The organism is Larsenimonas rhizosphaerae, assembly GCF_023700005.1.
Taxonomy (GTDB): domain Bacteria; phylum Pseudomonadota; class Gammaproteobacteria; order Pseudomonadales; family Halomonadaceae; genus Larsenimonas; species Larsenimonas rhizosphaerae.
Genome location: NZ_JAMLJK010000005.1, coordinates 1 through 19,594, shown reverse-complemented (window position 1 = coordinate 19,594; position 19,594 = coordinate 1). Strand labels below are relative to the sequence as shown.

At 57.8% G+C, this 19,594-nt stretch carries 16 protein-coding genes; 11 read left to right on the top strand and 5 right to left on the bottom strand.

Annotated elements, in window-relative coordinates; all coding sequences use genetic code 11:
- Nucleotides 1-24: 24 nt before the first annotated feature.
- Both NAT21_RS14130 and NAT21_RS14125 read left to right on the top strand, forming a co-directional pair.
- The gene (locus NAT21_RS14130) at nt 25-462 is read left to right on the top strand and encodes a hypothetical protein (RefSeq protein ID WP_250939412.1); all 438 of its coding nucleotides are present in this window, start codon (nt 25-27) and stop codon (nt 460-462) included.
- 28 nt (nt 463-490) lie between these two features.
- Entirely contained in the window at nt 491-2,323 is a 1,833-nt protein-coding gene (locus NAT21_RS14125) for a VWA domain-containing protein (RefSeq protein ID WP_250939410.1), read from the top strand.
- Between the two features lie 68 nt (nt 2,324-2,391).
- On the opposite strand, the gene cysK is transcribed toward NAT21_RS14125, so the two are convergent.
- Complete coding sequence (gene cysK / locus NAT21_RS14120; RefSeq protein WP_250939408.1) at nt 2,392-3,351, bottom strand: cysteine synthase A; 960 nt, start codon at nt 3,349-3,351, stop codon at nt 2,392-2,394.
- A 219-nt stretch (nt 3,352-3,570) separates the two neighbouring features.
- Here cysK and NAT21_RS14115 point away from each other — a divergent pair, with 219 nt between their 5' ends.
- The 6 genes from NAT21_RS14115 (at nt 3,571) to NAT21_RS14090 (ending at nt 13,035) form a co-directional block, all read left to right on the top strand.
- Complete coding sequence (locus NAT21_RS14115; protein WP_250939406.1) at nt 3,571-5,220, top strand: AMP-binding protein; 1,650 nt, start codon at nt 3,571-3,573, stop codon at nt 5,218-5,220.
- Between the two features lie 198 nt (nt 5,221-5,418).
- Nucleotides 5,419-9,282 carry an ATP-dependent RNA helicase HrpA gene (hrpA, locus tag NAT21_RS14110; protein WP_250939591.1) on the top strand — a complete coding sequence of 1,288 codons (3,864 nt, stop codon included), beginning with the start codon at nt 5,419-5,421 and terminating at the stop codon, nt 9,280-9,282.
- 129 nt (nt 9,283-9,411) lie between these two features.
- Entirely contained in the window at nt 9,412-10,149 is a 738-nt protein-coding gene (locus tag NAT21_RS14105; RefSeq protein WP_250939403.1) for an MlaA family lipoprotein, read from the top strand.
- 39 nt (nt 10,150-10,188) lie between these two features.
- Complete coding sequence (locus tag NAT21_RS14100) at nt 10,189-11,331, top strand: PP2C family protein-serine/threonine phosphatase (protein WP_250939401.1); 1,143 nt, start codon at nt 10,189-10,191, stop codon at nt 11,329-11,331.
- Complete coding sequence (locus tag NAT21_RS14095; RefSeq protein WP_250939399.1) at nt 11,324-11,830, top strand: STAS domain-containing protein; 507 nt, start codon at nt 11,324-11,326, stop codon at nt 11,828-11,830. Before NAT21_RS14100 ends, NAT21_RS14095 begins: the two co-directional genes overlap by 8 nt.
- A gap of 128 nt (nt 11,831-11,958) precedes the next feature.
- The gene (locus NAT21_RS14090; RefSeq protein WP_250939397.1) at nt 11,959-13,035 is read left to right on the top strand and encodes an AI-2E family transporter; all 1,077 of its coding nucleotides are present in this window, start codon (nt 11,959-11,961) and stop codon (nt 13,033-13,035) included.
- A gap of 55 nt (nt 13,036-13,090) precedes the next feature.
- Here the strand turns inward: NAT21_RS14090 and trxA are convergent, their stop codons facing one another.
- On the bottom strand, nt 13,091-13,414 hold the full coding sequence (gene trxA, locus NAT21_RS14085; protein WP_250939395.1) for a thioredoxin: 324 nt from the start codon (nt 13,412-13,414) through the stop codon (nt 13,091-13,093).
- A 133-nt stretch (nt 13,415-13,547) separates the two neighbouring features.
- Nucleotides 13,548-14,327: a sulfite exporter TauE/SafE family protein gene (locus NAT21_RS14080; RefSeq protein ID WP_322974122.1), complete on the bottom strand. Its 780-nt coding sequence runs from the start codon at nt 14,325-14,327 to the stop codon at nt 13,548-13,550.
- A 143-nt stretch (nt 14,328-14,470) separates the two neighbouring features.
- On the opposite strand from NAT21_RS14080, the gene cysB reads away from it, so the two are divergent.
- The gene (cysB, locus tag NAT21_RS14075) at nt 14,471-15,439 is read left to right on the top strand and encodes an HTH-type transcriptional regulator CysB (RefSeq protein ID WP_250939392.1); all 969 of its coding nucleotides are present in this window, start codon (nt 14,471-14,473) and stop codon (nt 15,437-15,439) included.
- Between the two features lie 67 nt (nt 15,440-15,506).
- Here the strand turns inward: cysB and NAT21_RS14070 are convergent, their stop codons facing one another.
- Together NAT21_RS14070 and pabB are read right to left on the bottom strand one after the other, a co-directional pair.
- On the bottom strand, nt 15,507-16,121 hold the full coding sequence (locus NAT21_RS14070) for a phosphoadenosine phosphosulfate reductase domain-containing protein (RefSeq protein WP_250939390.1): 615 nt from the start codon (nt 16,119-16,121) through the stop codon (nt 15,507-15,509).
- Between the two features lie 106 nt (nt 16,122-16,227).
- Complete coding sequence (gene pabB / locus NAT21_RS14065) at nt 16,228-17,604, bottom strand: aminodeoxychorismate synthase component I (RefSeq protein WP_250939388.1); 1,377 nt, start codon at nt 17,602-17,604, stop codon at nt 16,228-16,230.
- A gap of 95 nt (nt 17,605-17,699) precedes the next feature.
- Here pabB and NAT21_RS14060 point away from each other — a divergent pair, with 95 nt between their 5' ends.
- Nucleotides 17,700-18,563, top strand: coding sequence for an alpha/beta fold hydrolase (locus NAT21_RS14060; protein WP_250939387.1), 864 nt, complete (start codon nt 17,700-17,702; stop codon nt 18,561-18,563).
- Between the two features lie 74 nt (nt 18,564-18,637).
- Nucleotides 18,638-19,363: a GntR family transcriptional regulator gene (locus tag NAT21_RS14055; protein ID WP_250939386.1), complete on the top strand. Its 726-nt coding sequence runs from the start codon at nt 18,638-18,640 to the stop codon at nt 19,361-19,363.
- The last annotated feature ends 231 nt before the right edge of the window (nt 19,364-19,594 follow it).

The window sequence follows — 19,594 nt, the reverse complement described above, 5'->3', positions numbered from 1 at the left end:
GATCGAGTAAACCGGGGTTTCATTGTGCTGATTTCAGATTCACAGCCGCTGTTGTGGCTTACCTATCTTGGCCTGTCACTGGTGGTGCTGGTGACAGGCTACCTTGCCATCGGCTTCATGGCGCGCCTGCCGCGTCTGGTGGTGACCGGGCTGGTGGCCGGTGCGCTTTTGACGCCCTGCATGTTTTCCATTCCAGGGCCCGAGGAGCAGCTGGGCTACTCCGGCTGGGCGCCTGCGCTGATCGTTTTTGTCGTGGGTATCCTGCAGCATGACGGCGGTCAGGTGTCCGGTGCCGGCCTTGTCATGGTGATCGGGATGGTGGCAGGGCTTGGATTGGCGCTGCTGCTGGCACGCCGCGTCGGCTCATCACGCAGCAATGACGATGACAATGACACACCGGCAAAACGGCGAGCGACAGGAACGGCCGAGGCTCGGCGCGAGCCGACTGTTCGTCAGACGTGAGAGCTCGCCACCCATGCAGGGAGAATGTATGAATATTCGTCGAGACAGGCGCAGCCCCGGCATATTGACGATGGTCCTGCTGGGGATGATGCTTCTGCTGACCGTGGGGCCGGCGGCGATGGCTGATTCCACGCCCGGTCCCCCCTCCGTTCGGTTGCTGGTCGATGTATCAGGCAGCATGAAGGCCAATGATCCGCGTAACCTTCGGGCCAGCGGTATCATGCTCTGGAGTGCCTTGCTGCCCGCTGATGCCCGCGGCGGGCTCTGGACCTTCGGCAGCCGGGTGGACAATCCGGTGCCGATGGCGTCAGCCGACAGTGCATGGCGGGCTTCCGTCATTGATGCGCTGCCCGCACTGACACGCTATCAGCAGTTTACCGATATCGAGCAGGGGCTTTCCCATGCCCTGCAGGGCGCCCGCTCCGGGCAGGGGCCCGTTCACGTGATTCTGCTGACCGACGGCATGGTGGATCTGCCATCGCCTTCTACCGGTGACAAGACTGCCCGCGACCAGGCGTCCCGGGATCGGCTGTTGAACGAGCTTGTACCGGAATTCGTGCGTCGTGGCATTGTGGTGGATACCATTGCCCTGTCGGATCACACCGACCGAGCACTGCTGACCACGCTGTCCCAGCAGACGGGTGGGCTGGCAAGCGTTGCAGATACCTCGGCGGCTCTGACCCGCTCCTTTCTTGATGTACTTTCCCAGGTAGCTCCGTTTCAGCAGGTGCCGCTGACGCAGGGTCGCTTCCGGCTGGATAATCGCGTGGATAGCGTCCGCGCCCTGCTTTTTCATGAGGAAGGGGCTTCGCCCTTGCGGCTGGTGGGCCCTGATGGGCAGCAGTTGACGGCGGATGCGCCCGGGGAGGCGCTTTGGCAGACCAGTGACCGGTTCGACCTGGTCACTCTGCCATCTCCCATGCCCGGTATGTGGAAGGTGGAGGGTAGTCTGGCCCCGGGCAGCCGTATCATGATCGATTCCGGGTTGCGACTGCAGGTCGATACCGGGACTCCTACGCTGTACCAGTATTTTCCGCGGTCACTGGATGCCTGGCTTGAAAGCAACGGTGACACGGTACGCGCCGGTGATGTCGGCGTGGCTCCTCTGTCGATGCGTGCCAGTCTGGTCAGTAATCAGGGCAAGGTACTGGCAAATACCGAACTCGAAAGTCGCGATGATAATGGCCACTACCAGGGGCGACTGGACGGTGTGAGTCAGCTGGGAAATGCCCGGCTGAGACTGCTGGCAGAGGGGGAAGACCTGCAACGCCTGCGAGTAAAGAGTGTCAATGTCGTGCCGGCCCTGAGCGCTTCACTTGATGCGCGTGAAGGGGTTATTCGCGTCCAGGCCGTCAAGGCCGATCTGAATCATGATACGGCGCGCGTCATGGCCAGTCTGCAGGGTGAGCCCCTGACGGTAACACCTGCAGCTCCACGTGAATGGCGCGTTACGCTGCCGGCTGATATTCCGCCGCAGACCGTACCGGTACACCTGCAGGCAACCGTGGATATTGGCAATGCGCAGCGCACCATTGACTTGCCGGATGTGCTGCTCAATCCGGATTCTGATTCCGCGTTGAACGATGCGCAGTCTCGCGGGGACATCACGGCCAGTGACATGCCTGAGCGTGCTCCCGAGGCCGATGCAGGTACTCCGGATAATCTGCAGGGCTGGCTGGCCCTGGCGGGGCAGAAATGGCAGACCCTGGCACCGGTGTTGAAGCATTATGCCGCCATGCCCTGGGTCTGGGCAGTGGCTGCTGCTGCACTGCTGTTGCTGTTGTGGCGCAGGGCTGCGGTAAATCGCCGTCGCCGGACGCAGCGGCGTGAGCCGCATCTGGGGTCTGATGAAGACAGCTGATGCCTGATGCTGGATGACACAACGCGGCCCGTGGGCCGCGTTGTGTCATCTGAAGGGGCTGTCAGGTATCAGGCGTCGTCAAACATGCCTTCAAACATCGGGCTCGAAAGGTAGCGTTCCCCGCTGTCCGGCAGGATGACGACGATGGTGCGATCAGCCCAGGCCGGATCATCGGCGAGCCTCAGGGCAGCCACCATGGCTGCCCCACAGGAAATGCCGCAGAGAATACCTTCCTCTTTCATGATGCGCCGTGCCATGGCCATGGCATCTTCACTGCTGACGGTTGCTACCTGATCGACAATCGACATGTCCAGATTGCCGGGAATAAAGTTTGCCCCGATACCCTGAATCTTGTGTGGTGCCGGCGAGATGGTCTCACTGTTCATGTGCTGGGTGATGATCGGTGATTCGGCCGGTTCCACGGCTACACTGTGCAGGGGATGCTGACGATGGTGTTCGAAGTATTGCGAAATGCCGCTCAGGGTGCCGCCGGTGCCAACACCAGCAACAAGCGCGTCAATGTTGCCATCAAGGGCATCCCAGAGTTCCGGCCCGGTGGTTTCGATATGTATGGCCGGGTTGGCCGGGTTATTGAACTGCTGCGGCATGAAGTAGCGCTCGGGATCGGCATCGTGAATTTCCCTTGCCCGATCCACCGCGCCCTTCATGCCTTTGGCGGGCTCGGTCAGCACAAGGGTGGCGCCCAGGGCCATCAGGACCTGACGACGTTCCATGCTCATCGAGGAGGGCATGGTCAGTGTCACCGGGTAGCCACGAGACGCGCCGACGAAGGCCAGTGCAATACCGGTATTGCCCGAGGTGGGCTCGATGATTTCCATGCCGGGGCGTAGTACGCCACGTTTTTCGGCGTCCCACACCATGCTGGCACCAATACGGCATTTGACGGACATGGCCGGATTTCTGGCTTCGATCTTGGCGAACAGTCTGGGGTGGCTGGTCAGCCGGTTGATTTTGACCAGGGGTGTCTGACCGATGGTCCGGGAGTTGTCCGTATATACAGCACTCATCAAGGGGTGTCCTATGGCGTATCAATGTAAGCACAGACTAATCTGCGGTGAAGGCGATTGCTATGCCGGGCTGCGCTGCCTTGTCTACGACAGCGTACTCGACCAAGGTGGTGTTTTTGCAGGCAAATATCGAGGCCTGCCGACCGATAGTGATAGCATGGCATACCTTTTATTCGCCGGCGCGTATGACCGGGCCCGGGTCAGAACAAGGAACTATTCATGAATACTCCCTCGTGGTTACTGGAAGGTGAGCCGCTGGAGCACCTTGAACGTTATGACTCGGTGCTGGCCGTCATTGATGAAGCCTGCGAGCGTTACCATGACCGCACAGCCTTTTCCTGCATGGGGCAAACGCTCAGCTACAAGGCGCTGGATGAATATGCTGACCGCTTTGCCGCCTGGCTTGTGCATCACAGTGGCCTGGACCGCGGTGATCGCTTTGCCATTGTATTGCCCAACCTGCTTCAGTATCCGGTGGCGGTATTCGGGGCGATGCGGGCGGGGATGGTCGTGGTCAATACCAACCCCCTCTACACCGCCGAGGAGATGGTCAGTCAGTTCAATGACGCCGGTGTGAAAGGGGTGCTGGTGCTGTCTCACATGGCTGATCGGGTGGCCGTGGCCCTGCCTCATACCGGTATTACACGGGTCGTGATAACGGATGTGGCTGACCTGCATGATGCGCCCAGACGATGGGTTTATAATCTGGGGGCGCGTTATCTGAAGCGGCTGGTGCCTGACTATCACCTGCCGGAGGCCGTATCGATGCGTGACGTGCTGGCGACCTCGCCTGCCTATGAGCGGCACAAGCCCGCACTAGATGAGCTGGCCGTACTGCAGTATACAGGAGGCACGACCGGCAAGCCCAAGGGCGCGATGCTGACCCATACCAATCTGATCGCCAACATGCTGCAGACGGCTCAAGTGCTCAAGGGAGCGATCGGGCGAGGCAATGAGATCGTGATTGCTCCCTTGCCGGTCTACCATATCTACACCTTTACCGTGAATTGCATGTTCTGTTGCTGGACCGGTAATCACAGTGTGTTTATTCCCAATCCGCGGGACATGAAGGGGTTCATCGCCACGCTCAAGCGCCATCGATTCAGTGTTTTTGTCGGGCTGAATACCCTGTTTTCAGGCCTGCTGAAACAGGATGCATTCAGGTCGCTGGATTTTTCAGCATTGAAACTGACCATTTCAGGTGGCATGGCGCTTTCCCGGGAAACAGCCGGCCAATGGAAGCAGATAACCGGCTGTGATGTGCTGGAAGGCTATGGCATGACGGAAACGTCCCCGGTGGTATGCGTCAATCCTCCGGATGATGTTCGATTGGGCTCCATTGGCCGGCCGGTGGCCGGTACTTCCCTGAAGGTGATTGACGATGAGGGGCAGCCGCAGCCTCGCAAGTCACCGGGGGAGCTGTGCGTCAGAGGGCCGCAGGTGATGAAGGGGTACTGGAAGAATGCCGAGGCGACTGACGGCACCATCTGCGATGGCTGGGTGCTGACAGGCGACATTGCCGTACTGGAAGAGGATGGTGTGGTACGTATTGTCGATCGCAAGAAGGATATGGTGATCGTATCCGGTTTCAATGTGTACCCGACGGAAGTGGAGGAAGTACTGGCCTCACATCCCGATGTCGTGGAAGCCGCTGTGGTGGGCGTGGCTCATGAAGACAGTGGCGAAATGCTCAAGGCCTTTGTGGTCAGCAGCAATCCCGCCCTTGATCAGGACACATTGCGTGCATGGTGCAAGAAGCACCTCACCAGCTACAAGACGCCGCGGCAGATCGAGTTCCGCGATGAGCTTCCGAAGAGCAACGTCGGCAAGGTGCTGCGTCGCAAATTGCGCGACGATCAGGCTGCCTGACCTGGGGTAGCGTCTGCCGCCAGGGTGGACGCTGCCCTGACAGCCGCTACAATACGCCCATTATTCTGGCCGCTTCCGACCTGAGTGCCGGTGAAGGCGCCATCATGACTTACCCAATACGTGGTACCTCCTTTGACTACACCTGTACAGGATGCCTCCGCACGCCGGAAGGCTCTGCTTCGTCAACTCGATGACTGCATGCGCAGTGATGCCGGCGCCCTCGCGCGTCGGCTCGATAGGCTCAAGCGCCGGCTGGCCGAAGGCAAGCCGATTGATCAGGCGCTTGACGATATCGAGCGCCGGATAGACGCGTCCGCCTCGCAACGTGCGCGTCGTCAGGCACAGCCCCTTGTCCTCGACTATCCGCCGGAGCTCCCGGTGGCAGAAAAGCGGGACACCATTCGGCAGGCGATTGCCGACCATCAGGTGGTGGTGATTGCCGGTGAAACCGGTTCCGGCAAGACCACGCAGCTGCCCAAGATGTGTCTTGAGCTCGGGCTTGGGCAGCGAGGTCTGATCGGTCATACCCAGCCGCGTCGGCTGGCAGCCCGCTCGGTCGCGACGCGTCTGGCTGAAGAGCTTCAGGTGCCGCTGGGCGGTGCTGTCGGCTATCAGGTGCGCTTTACGGATACGACCACCGATACCACGCTGGTCAAGTTGATGACCGATGGGATACTGCTGGCAGAAACCCGGCATGACCCCTGGTTGTCCCGTTACGAGGCCATCATCATTGATGAAGCTCATGAACGCAGCCTCAATATTGATTTCCTGCTGGGGTATTTAAAGCGTCTGACCGCGCGCCGGCCGGACCTGAAAGTCATCATTACCTCCGCGACCATCGATGTAGAAAGGTTTTCCAGCCATTTCAACGATGCTCCCGTGGTAGAAGTCTCCGGTCGAACCTACCCGGTCGAGACGCTGTATAGGCCACTGGTACGTGATGAAGAGGGGGAGGATGACCTGACACTTCAGCAGGGCATTGTTCGGGCGGTGGAAGAAATCGATACCATCGAGCGGGCAAACCACTGGTATACCGGCCCCCGGGATATACTGATCTTCCTGCCGGGGGAGCGAGAGATTCGGGAAACCGCAGATACGCTGAGGCGGGCCGGACTGCGTGATACTGAAGTCCTGCCGCTGTATGCGCGGCTGTCCAACAGCGAGCAGAACCGGGTTTTTTCCTCGCATACCGGCCGCCGCATTGTGCTATCGACCAACGTGGCCGAAACGTCACTGACCGTACCCGGCATCCGATATGTCATTGATCCGGGGCTGGTGCGTATCAGTCGCTACAGTTACCGGGCCAAGGTGCAGCGGCTGCCGGTGGAGCCGGTCAGTCAGGCCAGTGCCAACCAGCGCAAGGGACGCTGCGGCCGAATCGCCGATGGTGTATGCATACGTCTTTACAGTGAAGAGGACTTTCTATCGCGGCCGGCATTTACCGAGCCTGAAATCCAGCGAACCAACCTGGCCTCGGTCATCCTGTCGATGCTGGCCCTGAAACTTGGAGACATTGCCGAGTTTCCGTTTGTGGATCCACCCGGCCAGCGATTCATCAGCGATGGCTTTCGCCTGCTGTTCGAGCTGGGGGCTGTCGATGAACGTCACCGATTGACCGATCAGGGACGTCAACTGGCCAGGCTGCCGATCGATCCGCGTCTGGCTGCGATGATCGTGGCGGCCGGCCCGCTGGGTAGCGTGCGTGAAACATTGATTGTGGTCAGTGCCCTGAGCGTGCAGGACCCGCGGGAGCGCCCGGCTGACAAGCGTGAGGCGGCAGATCAAAAGCACCGCCAGTGGCAGGACCCGGACTCGGACTTTGTTGCCTGGCTCAATCTGTGGAAGGGATTTGACGAGGCGCGTTCCGAGCGGTCGGGCAGCGGATTGCGCCGATGGTGTCGTGATAACTACCTGAATTACATCCGGCTGCGCGAGTGGCACGATACGTTCCGACAGCTGCGTCAGCTGATCGGTGAGATGGGGCTTGAGCTTGATGCGACGCCTGCCGAGGGGGAGCAGCTGCACCGGGCGCTATTGGCAGGCCTTCTGTCCAATATTGGTCTCAAGCATGAACAGCGGGAGTACCAGGGAACTCGCAACCGGCGTTTTGTGATTCATCCAGGCTCCGGTTTGGGCAAACGGACGCCGAAATGGGTAATGGCTGGCGAACTGATGGAAACGTCGCGCCTTTATGCACGTGAAGTGGCCGCAATCAAGCCGGAATGGGTTGAGCCCATGGCCGGTCATCTGGTCAAGCGAAGCTACAGCGACCCGCACTGGGAAATGAAGCGGGCGCAGGTGATTGCTCTGGAGCAGGTCACACTGTTTGGCCTGCCGGTGGTCAGTCGTCGTCGTATCAATTACGGCCCCATCGCTCCGGAAGAGTGCCGCGCCATTTTCATTCGCCATGCACTGGTGGAAGGGCAGTATCAGACGCGGGGTCTTTTCTTCGAACACAATCGAGCCCTGATTGATGAAGTGGAGGCCCTTGAGGACCGAGCGCGCAAGCGCGATATTCTCGTTGACGAAGATACACTGGCCGAGTTCTACGAAGCCCGCCTGCCAGAGGAGGTCGTGGACGGCAAGAGTTTCGAGAAGTGGCGCCGCCACGCCGAACAGCAGGACCCGCAGGTTCTGATGCTGGACAAGGCCTACCTGCTGGCGCGCAACGCCGAGGAAGTGACCGAACAGCGCTATCCGGACGAGCTGAATCTGGGCGGCGTACGTTACCCGCTGAGTTATCATTTCGAACCTGGTGCCGTGGATGATGGTGTCAGCATTACCGTACCGGCCAGCATGCTGTCCCAGTTGCCGCGAGCCCAGCTTGAGTGGCTGGTGCCTGGGTTGTTGCGGGATCGCGCGATCGCGCTGATGAAGTCCCTCCCCAAGCAGTACCGTCGTCAGGTTGTACCGATTCCCGACTGGGTAGATGCAGCGCTTGAAGCGCTGGTGCCGGCGGATGTGCCACTTTCAGCCGCTCTGGCTGAATTCATGCGCCAAAAGACCGGGGTACGTCTGCCACTGGATGTCTGGCAGCCTGATCAGCTTCCACCGCACCTGATCATGAATATCCGGGTAGTAGCCCACGATGGCTCCTTTCTGGGCGAGGGACGTGACGCGGATGAGCTGGAAAGTCGTTTCAGCGAGCAGGCGCGGCTCAGTACCCGGGCACTGGCCAGTGATAATCTTGAACAGACCGGCCTCGATGCCTTCCCTCTGCAATCGCTGCCTGCTTCATTTGTGCGGGACCAGGCTGGTATCCGCGTGGAGGCTTATCCGGCGCTGGTGGATGAGCAGGCGAGTCTGGGCGTCAGTCTTTACGATCATCCGGCCAAGGCCGATTATCATCATCGTCATGGCATAAAGCGTGCGGCCATGCTGGCCTTGCCGGAGCAGGTGCGTTACCTGTCAAAATCGCTGACCGGACTTGAGCGGTGTGTGTTGCTGTTTGCCAATGTCGGCTCACGGCGGGATTTGATCAACGATGTGGTCGATGCCAGCTTCCTCAAGGCTTTTGCATACGATCCGCTGCCTCGTGATGCCGAGGCCATGCGGGAGCGAATCGAGGCAGGCCGTAGTGAGGTGGTGCCTGTCGCGGAAACACTGCTTCGTGAGCTCGAGCCGGCGCTCAAGGGACACCTGCAGGTCAGCAAGCAGCTAAAGGGCCAGGTCAATCTTCAACTGGCGCGTACGTATGCCGATATCAAGGCGCAAATGTCGCGACTGGTCTACCGTGGGTTTATAACCGACTCAGGCGAATGGCTCCGACACTATCCTCGGTATATGGAGGCGACCTTGATTCGCCTCGAGAAAGCGCCGCGTGAACTGCGTCGTGATCAGCTGGCGATGGACGAGATCAATGCGTTTGAACAGCGCCTGGCCAATCGCCAGTCTCGCGCACTCCAGCAGGGCGTACCGGATACAGAGCTAGTAGACTTTGGTTGGTGGATCGAGGAATTGCGCGTTTCGCTGTTTGCGCAACAGCTTGGCACTCTTGAGCCGGTCTCCGCGAAGCGTCTTGAACGGCGCTGGAAGGAGATTACCGAAGGTCAGGCAGGATAAATCGTGCAAGCTCGATGCTGCAGCAGACGGGTGAGCGGTGTAAGGTAGTCGCCCTCGAGGGTGTCGCCTGGCATTTTCGCAGGGAACAAGGGACAGGTCCTGCTCGGGACCAACGTGGAAGGAATAATTATGGGATCCAGTAACGCAGTTATTGCCGTTGTCATGGCCGGTGCCGTCATGACCGGATGTGCCGGTACCGGTGGTCAGTCGAACCCGGCTGACCCCTGGGAGGGCTACAACCGGGCCGTGTTCTCCTTCAATGACACGCTCGACCGGTATGCGCTCAAGCCTGTCGCTCAGGGGTACAAGTATGTGACCCCCGAGCCGGTGCGTGATGGTGTGGGCAACTTCTTTTCCAACCTTGGCGAGCTGGGCAATCTGTTCAACAGTGTCCTGCAGTGGAAGCTGACCGATGCCGGCGTGGCCGGATCACGTTTTCTGTTGAATACCACGCTGGGACTGGGCGGCATACTGGATCCTGCCGCACGAATGGGGCTGAACCAGCAGCCCGAGGATTTCGGTCAGACGCTCGCCACCTGGGGCGTCGGTCAGGGGCCCTACATTGTATGGCCATTTCTGGGGCCCAGTACGGTGCGTGATTCGGCCGGCTTCCCGGTCAACTGGTATCTTGATCCTGTGACTCATGTCGAGGAAGACAAGGTGCGTTATTCCCTGCGAGCCGTGGATGTCGTCAATGGCAGGGCGGCACTCCTCGAGCAGGAAAAACTGATGCAGGGTGATCGCTACAGCTTCATTCGTGATGCCTACCTGCAACGCCGTCAGTTCCTCATCAATGACGGCAAGGCGACGGAAGACCCGTTTGCTTCCGGGAACATGGATATCAGTGATGATGATTTCTCTCAATAATTCAGTGTTGCTGCGCATGTTCATCGGTACCGGACACTCATGATGGCATCCCGCCCGTTGATCGGCGTTGTGGACCGTCCAGGCCCCTTGCGTAACCAGCTCGTGGAGTTGCTGATACGTGAGGGATTCGAGCCCCTTCCGCTGGATGATGTGGCAGGCCTGAGTCGACGACTGTCCCTGATCGTGGTGCATGTCACGGCACTGGAGGGGCGTCAGTGGGATGAAGTTGCACAGCTTTATCCAACGCTTGCCGTCAGTGAGCGGTATTACGATCACGTCGATGTGGTGACCGCCATTGATGCAGGCGTGGAGGATTATCTGATTGACCCCATGGCCAATCAGACGCTTTTTCTGCGTCTGGTGCAGCGTGCGCTGGATAACCTCGAGCTTCGCCGTGCCAGCGTTCGCGATCGGGACCGGCTTGAGACACTGAACGAGCAGCTTCAGACTCACCTGACCCTGTTGCGTGAAGACCTGTACGCCGGCGGCCAGATCCAGCGTAAACTGTTGCCGTTGTCGCCTGCGCAGCTCAATAGCGTGTCAGCCAGCTACTGGCTGGCGCCGTCACTGTACCTGTCCGGCGACTTCCTTGATTATCGGCGTCTGGGTGAGCATTACAGTCTGTTCAGCTTTATCGATGTTTCTGGGCATGGTGCCTCGTCAGCGTTTGTGACCGTATTGATCAAGTCGCTCATTCAGCGTTCGATCGCTGCCTGGGATGGTGAGCGTCCTGAAGCCCTGCTGCCTGCGATGCTTGATAGTCTGAACTTCAACCTCCTTGAGACCGGGGTTGGCAAGCATGCTTCCGTGCTGGTCGGTATGATTGACCGGCGAGATCATGCCCTGTATTACGCGCTTGGTGCCCAGATGCCCATGCCCTTTCTAAAGGAAGAGGCATCGGTCAGCGTACTGGAGGGAGAAGGGCCGCCCATCGGTTTGTTCCCCGGTGTCAACTTCCCGGTTTTCAAGCGCCAGTTGGCAGGCGAGTTCAGTCTCTGGTTATGCTCTGATGGTGTATTTGATTGTCTTCATGCCGATACTCTTGATGAAAAGGTTGAAATGCTGCGTCAGCGAGTGGCACAGTCCGCGACCATTGCCGACCTCAAGGGGTCACTGGTGCTCGGGGATGCTCTTCCTGACGATTTGACGATCATGATGCTGAGTGGTTTTCACGATGACTGAGGCACGCATTCAAGCCGCCTATGTAGATCATGTCTTTATCCTCAAGCTGGCCGGTGACGTTCGGCTGACCCTGTGCGCTACTCTGGATCAGCAGGTGTCGGCGCTTGCGGGATTGACGGATCTTGAGGATGTGATTATCGATCTGCGCGATGTCGTTAATCTTGATTCGACATCGCTCGGGTTTCTGGCCAAGATCGCGCTTGCCATAAAGGCGCGCCTGAACCGTCAGCCGGTGGTCATTGCCAGCCATCCTGATGTGCTTCGCATGTTCGAGGTCATGGGGTTCGGGCAGTACGTTACGCTCAGTGAGGCACCGCCTCCCAATGTTGGCCCGCTGTATGATCTGCCGGTTGTGAAGGTGGACGAAGAGGGGCTTCGTGAGCGTATACTTGATGCTCACCGCACGTTAATGGACATGAATGACCGTAACCGCGACGAGTTTCAGCCTCTGGTGGATCTTCTTGAACTGCAACGATTCGATGCAGGCTATTCTCGCTGAGTAATCGGCAAGCGGTGCCGTCCCTCCACTTTTTTTTCGATGACAAGGCCTGTCGGCTCGTTGGCGCCTTGCGCAGCCTGGGCATCTGATACCCTTCGCCTGCTTTTTATACTTTCAAGGACCTTGTCATGGAAGACAGAGAACACTCCGAACGCCACTATCCCTATCACCTGGTAGTGACACTGGCCTCGCTGGTGATCATCATCACCGGCCTGAAGGTGGGGGCTGACCTTGTTGTTCCCGTCCTGCTATCGGTATTCATTGCCGTTTTGTGCTCTCGCCCTGTCAGCTGGCTGCATGGCAAGGGGCTACCGGTAACGCCTTCCGTGTGTTTGGTTCTGGCCTGTCTGGCTATCCTGATGGCGGCCTTTGGTACCTTGATTGCCTCCCACCTCAATGCCTTTATTGATCAGTTGCCGGACATGGAGGTCAAGCTCAAGTCCTATTATGGTTCAACGCTTGACTGGCTTGCAGGTGTGGGACTTCCGGTCAGCAGACATTCGGCTGAAAACTTCTTTGATCCGGACAAGATTACCGGGTTGATGCCCATGCTGCTGGGTGGGGTAGGCAGCGCGCTTTCACAGACATTGATCGTTTTTCTGCTGATTGTCTTTGTGCTTTATGAAACCCTCGATTTTCCCAAAAAGCTTGAGCTGGCACTTGACCAGCCTGAAGCAAGCATGCGGCGATTTACGCAATTTTCACTGACACTTCAGCGGTATCTGGTTGTGAAGACGGTAATCAGCCTGGTCACCGGCCTGCTGGTCTCACTGGCTTGTGTGTTACTGGGGGTTCAGTTTGCTTTCCTTTGGGGAGTCATGGCGTTTCTGCTGAACTACATCCCCAACATTGGCTCGATTCTGGCGGCGATTCCAGCGGTACTGCTGACGCTGGTGATGCCTGAAGGCGGGGTTATCAAGGCGGCGATGCTGGGAGGAGCTTATGCCTGCATCAACTTTATTCTGGGCAACTTTGTCGAGCCACGAGTGATGGGCCAGACACTGGGCATGTCTACGCTGGTCGCCTTTCTGTCTCTGGTCGTCTGGGGGTGGATACTGGGGCCGGTAGGCATGTTCCTGTCAGTACCGCTGACCATGTCGCTCAAGATTGCCCTTGATAGTCATCCGGATACCCGGTGGCTGTCTGTCATGATCGGGCCAACGCGACGGCGCCGAAAAAAAATACGAGAAGCGCAGACAGAATAGGGCGCCCATGAAAAAACCCACCGGAAGGTGGGTTTTTTTATAACGACCGTCTGGCTTACACGTTCTGTTCGATGAACTGTACCAGCTGCGGCTTGGACTGAGCACCTACAAGAGAGGCAACCTTATTGCCTTCCTTGAACATGACAACCGTCGGTACGCCGCGAACACCCTGTTCTGCAGCAATATCGGGTGCGTCATCAACATTGATGCTGACCACCTTGACGCTGTCGGATTTCTCTTCGGCGACTTCTTCAACGACCGGTGCCATCATCTTGCAGGGGCCGCACCACGGCGCCCAGAATTTCAGCATGACAGGCTTGTCGGATTTCAGTACTTCCTGCTCGAAGTTGGCGGAAGTTACATCCACATTATTACTCATAAGATTCTCCAGATCAGTCAACTGCGTCGCAGTATTGCATGGGATGGTAGCGGTTGCCTGATAATGTGGCAAATGACATCCCCTTGTGGAGGTAGTAAATGGGCGCTTTAAACAAAAACCCAAGGGTTACTGCTCAGAAAAAGGCGTAACGAATGCCCAGCAGCAGCAGTAATCCGGTCAACAGGGTGCGCAGTAGCATTTCCGGAAGAAAGCGTGTCATACGTGCCCCGAGATGAATGGCCGGGATGGACCCTATGAGCAGGGCGCCCAGCAGTGCAAAGTCCACGTTCCCCAGAAAGAGGTGTCCCGTACCGGCAATCAGGGTCAGCGGTACCGCGTGAGCAATGTCCGTGCCCACGATGCGGCCGGAGCGAAACCCCGGATAAAGCAGCATCAGGATGGCCGTTCCGAATACCCCGGCTCCTACCGAGGACAGGGTTACGCAAACGCCAAGGATCAGTCCCGAGGCAATCGTCAGTCCCGGAATGTGACGTTGTATCCAGCCATCCTGGCGTGAGGCAAAGCGTTGCAGGGGCGTCTTGAAGATCAGGATACCGGCCGTCACGATCAGCATGATGCCCAGCATGCTGGTAATCAGGTCGCCGTAGGCGTGGCTGCCGTCGAAAAAGTAATCCAGCATCCATACCGTCAGAACGGCCGATGGCAGACTTGAAATGGCCAGCCGTTTTACGACCTTCCAGTCAATATGTCCCTGCTTCTGGTGGCTGAAGGCGCCGCTGCACTTTGTCAGGGCAGCATAAAGGAGGTCCGTGCCAACAGCCACATTGGGTGGAAAACCGAACAGCAGCAGTAACGGTGTCATCAATGACCCGCCGCCAATTCCGGACAACCCCACGGCAAAGCCAACGCCAGCGCCGGCGAGTATATACATCAACAGGTCCATTACATCCATGGAACGGGCTCCGGAACAGGCATGGATTCAATACGAGCCGAGTATCCTACTCTGCCTCGTTTATTCCTTAAAGGAATGATTGTTCATTATTTTATTCCCTGATAGCATTAAAAAAATCCTTTTACGCAGGGCCCGGGGGCTACGTGAAACTCCAACAGCTGCGCTATATATGGGAAGTCTCCCGCCATAACCTCAATGTATCTGCCACGGCGCAGAGTCTTTTTACATCGCAACCAGGTATTTCGAAGCAGATACGCCTGCTTGAGGATGAGCTGGGCGTCGAGATATTTGCACGTAGTGGGAAGCACCTGACCCGTGTGACTCCGGCCGGCCGTGCCATCATTGATCTGGCCGGGCAGGTGTTGTGCACCGTAGGCAATATCAAGCAGGTGGCACAGGAGCACAGCGATGAGCAGCGTGGTCATCTTTCGCTGGCGACAACGCATACGCAGGCGCGGTATGCCCTGCCTTCGATCATTCAGGAATTTCGTCAGCATTATCCGGATGTGGCACTGCACATCCAGCAGGGCACACCCAGGCAGATTTCGCAGATGGTGTCTGACGGGCAGGCTGACTTTGCCATCTGTACCGAAGCGCTGGAGCATTTCTCCGATCTGATTCTGCTGCCGTGTTATCGCTGGAACCGGTGTGTGCTGGTGCCACGAGATCATCCGCTGGCTGGCCAGCCGCTGACGCTTGATGCCCTGGCGGAACATCCACTTGTCACGTATACCTTTGGATTTACCGGGCGCTCGCAACTCGACGAGGCCTTCAAGCGCAAGGGGCTGTCGCCCAATGTGGTGCTGACGGCTTCGGATGCTGATGTGATCAAGACGTATGTTCGCCTTGGTTTGGGGGTTGGAATCGTGGCGCACATGGCGGTTGATCCGGTTGCTGATCACGATCTGGTGCCGATTGATGCAGGGCATCTGTTTGAAAGCTCGATTACACGCATTGGCATTCGACGTGGAACGTTCATGCGTGGATACATGTACGACTTTCTTCAGCGCTTTGCCGGTCATCTGGACCGCGACTGCGTGGATGCCGCCCTGGAAGCCGGCCCGAGACACGAGGCTTCACTGTTTGACCAAGTGGTACTGCCCGTCAGGTAGCGTGTCTGAGCTTCACGAAAAAGCCCGGCTTGGCAGCCGGGCTTTTTCGTGTCTCATGATCAGGATATCAATGTGAGAGGTGCAGGCCACACTCCCTTGTCTCCTCGCCCTTGGTCGGGTCGAAATAATCAAAGTTGTTGGGCAGGTCGTGCGCCACAAGGTATTCGTAGAGATCCTTTGATGACCAGTGTAGCAGGGGGGCAACCTTTATCAGGCCATCGCTGTTGATGCTTACCGGCTGCATGCTGGCTCGGTGCTGGGTATCTGAAGCCCGCAGAGCGGTAAACCAGACGGTGGGTGCCATCTCACGCAGTGCGCGCTCGAACGGTTCCAGCTTTACTTCATGAGTGAACGCTTCATGAGCCGGGTCGTCCAGCGCCGGTACAGTGCCATCGATGGCTTCTCTGTGCGCTCGGGTGCGGCGAGGCTGAAAAACAACGCGGTTCAGGTTCAGAGCCGTGGTTACTTCATCGGCAAACTGATAGGTCGCCGGGGTGTTGTAGCCGGAATCCATCCAGACTACCGGGATATCTGGCTTGACCTGCGCCACCATGTGCAGAATGACGGCTTCGAACGGGCGAAAATTGGTGGTCACGATGGGGGTGCCACCTTGTTCGAGGGCCCATTTGACCAGCGCCTGAGCGTCCTGGCCGTAGCGTTCGTTGATAGTGTCTATATCCATGTTTTCCTCACGGTAGTGATTGCCCGCCGCCACGTGCAGCGCCCATTGATGGCATAGAGCCTATCAAAGTCAGTGTGGCCTCTCCCAATATCGATCTGTTCAAAGCTTATTGCTTTCCATCCATGGCACATGTTTCCACGGCTGCCATCAAGTGACGGATCTTGGCGATCGATTCATCAAACTCCTCCTGTTCATCGGAGTCCGCCACAATGCCACCGCCGCCCCACAAGTGCATCTGCTGGCCATCAATCACGGCTGTTCGAATCATGATGGAGGTATCCATCGATCCCCGTACATCGACATAACCCAGCGATCCGCAGTAGAGCGTTCGTGCCACGGGTTCGAGTTCATCAATGATTTCGACGGCCCGATGCTTTGGCGCGCCGGTGATCGAGCCGCCGGGAAAGGCGGCCATCAGAGCGTCCAGTGGAGTGTGTTCAGGGGCCAGGGTGCCAGTGACGGTGCTTACAAGATGATGAACATTCGGGAACGAGTGTAGTGCCATCAGTTCAGGCACCATCACGCTACCGGGTGTGCATACCCGGCCTAGATCATTTCGAAGCAGGTCCACGATCATGACATTCTCGGCCCGGTCCTTGAGGCTTTCCATGAGTGCGCTGGCCTGAGCCGTATCATCGGTGGGGCTCTCACCGCGAGGGCGGGTACCCTTGATGGGCTGTGCCATCAACTCTCCGTGATGGCACTGTAGAAAACGCTCCGGGGACAGGGACAGCAGCGCGCCATTTTCCCATGTTGTATAGCCTGCAAAGGGAGTGGGCGTGGCATGTCGAAGTTGGCAGTAGGCGCGCCAGCTGTCTCCTTCCACGTGGGCGCTGAACCGCTGGGTCAGATTGATCTGGTAGCAATCGCCGGCGCGAAGGTAGTCCTGTACGCGTCGAAAGGCTTCCCCGTATTGCTCTCGGTGCCACTGTGCCTGAAAGGGGGTTCGGCAATAAAAGGGGCCTGAAGGTGGGGGCGTTGTTCTGGTCAGTTGTGCAACGCGCGCCGGGGTTTCTTCTGTACTGCAGACAAGTGTGGCGCTTTTCAGATCATGATCCAGTACAAGTGCCCAGTCATAGAAGCCCACACGAACCCAGGGCGGAGTGGCGGGGAGAGTCTGCTGACGAGGAGACTGCTGGACGAGGCGAGAGGCGTCGTAGCTCCAGAAGCCAAGCAGGCCCGCCGTAAAGGGCAGGTCGGTTATCGGCGTAGTGATATCGAACTGCTTCAGCAGGGCCTGTTGGGCTACCAGAGGATCTGTTTCCTGCAGCAGCGCGTCCGGAACGTCACCGCTCCAGTGAATGCCGCTATCGTCTACTGTCAGGATGCAGCGTGGGTCGCTTGATAGAATGTCAAAGCGCCCCGAGGTAGCCTTGGGCCTTCCCGAATCGAGCAATATTGCACCAGGGCATTCCTTGATGGTTGCAAAGTAATCAAGCGGTGTTTCTGCGTAGGGCAGCGTAGTCAATATCTGGCGTGTCATGGCAGTCTTCGTTTTGAACGGGCGCACTGGGCTTGAAACGAGTGCTGGATGGTACCATCCTGGCGTATCGAACATGGACTGGAAGAGCGCTCCGTATGGCAAAAGGCTGGCAGCAATTACATGGCAGGATGGCGCGCGTAGACCAATGCGTTTACTGGCAGCGCTTGGTGAGAGCGGAAGGTGACCTGACACGGCCGCTGTTGCTGCTTCATGGGGCCGGGCTCTCGGGTGCTGTCTGCTGGGGTGGCCTGCTGCCTCATCTTTCCCGCTACCGGGACGTGCTGATTCCCGATCTTCGCGGGGCAGGGCGTACAGTGCATCCCGGGGGGCGTGATGTTCCCTTCTCTATGGCGGATGTGATTGATGATATCAGCGAGCTGCTTGATCAGCAGCAGATAGCAGATATGGATATAGCGGGTTACTCCTTTGGTGGGCTGGCGGCCATGCTTTTGAAAGCGCGTCTAGGTGAGCGAATACATCACATGACCCTGCTCGAGCCAGCGTTGCTTGAGCGGATGGACCGGGCTTTGACCATCAGGGTTCGTGATGAATACAGCGCCGCGGCACGGATTATCCGGGAAGGCGAGTCGCCAGTAGAAGGGGTAGGGCATTTTCTTGATTTGATTTCACCCCATCGAACACGTGATTCGCGTGTGGAAGAGGTTGCCGTGCGCCGCCTTGCACGCCGCCATGAAGGCTTTGCACATGCGCTTGACTGTGTGACGGCCGCCATCTCAACAACCTGCCGGGAGACGCTGCTGTCCTGCCAGCACGATGTCATCAGTGTGGTGGGGGGGAATAGTCCTCAAAGCATGAAGGATTATCACCATCATCTGGCTGAGACTCGAACTGGATGGTCCTTTCATGAGTTACCTGATACCGATCACTCTCTGCCGTTTCAGAAGCCACGGTTTCTGGCCGGGCTGATTGAGCGGCGTATATCAGCCGACAATCCTTGATGCTATGGTGTCTCCATGAAGGCTTGTCACTTTAGAGCCATGTTGTTACTCAAGCAGGTTGAACTCACGCTTCCATGACTACTTCGTCCGCTACTGAAGTTCGTACGATCGCTGAACGCGTTTTCCAGAAACTGCAGGACGACATCGTGCGTGGTCATCTGCCTGCAGGCAGTCGTATTACCGAGCCCGGGCTTGCCAAAAGCTATGGTATTTCTCGTGGGCCACTGCGTGAGGCGATGCGTCGCCTGGAAACGCATCGATTGATCGAGCGCGTACCGCATGTAGGGGCACGTGTCGTCAAGTTATCGATGCGTGAGCTGCTGGAATTATTTGATATTCGTGAAGCACTTGAAAGCATGGCAGCACGCCTTGCTGCGCGGCATATGACGCAGGAAGAGCTTGAAGCCTTGCGCCGCCTTTTGGATACACACGAACGCCAGCAGGACCTTCCGCCTGATGAAGCCTACATGCAGCGAGAAGGGGATCTGGACTTTCATTTCCATATTGTCAGAGGCAGTCACAACCGAATGTTGATGACAACATTATGTGATGACCTTTATTACCTGGTTCGTCTTTATCGCACGCAGTACAGCGCTACCGGAACAAGGCCGCAGCGCGCCTTTGTCGAGCACCACCGCATTGTGGATGCGATTGCCGCAGGTGATGAAGAGCTCGCCGAAACCCTGATGCGTCGTCACATTACCGCTTCCCGGCAGTTGGTGGCTGAGCGTTATGCCATGACGCTTGAGCGTGCCGAGCAGAAGATGGAGCCTATTTCTCGGCGTAGAGACAGTATCTGAATCTTTTTACGGCGATATGTAGGGCCCGACCCCCGCTGTGAGCCACTCACAGCGGGGGTCCTGCTTTTCGGGTAATTAATTTTCATCGAAGGGGTTGTGTTCAAGGCGGTGCGAGCGTAAAGTACGCATCCGCTGCCGGGGACGTCGCAAACGGCCAGGCAGCTGAAGTAGCGCAACCTACTGATTTGGTTTTGATTTTCAGGATTGATCGAAAAGAAAAACATTGACAGG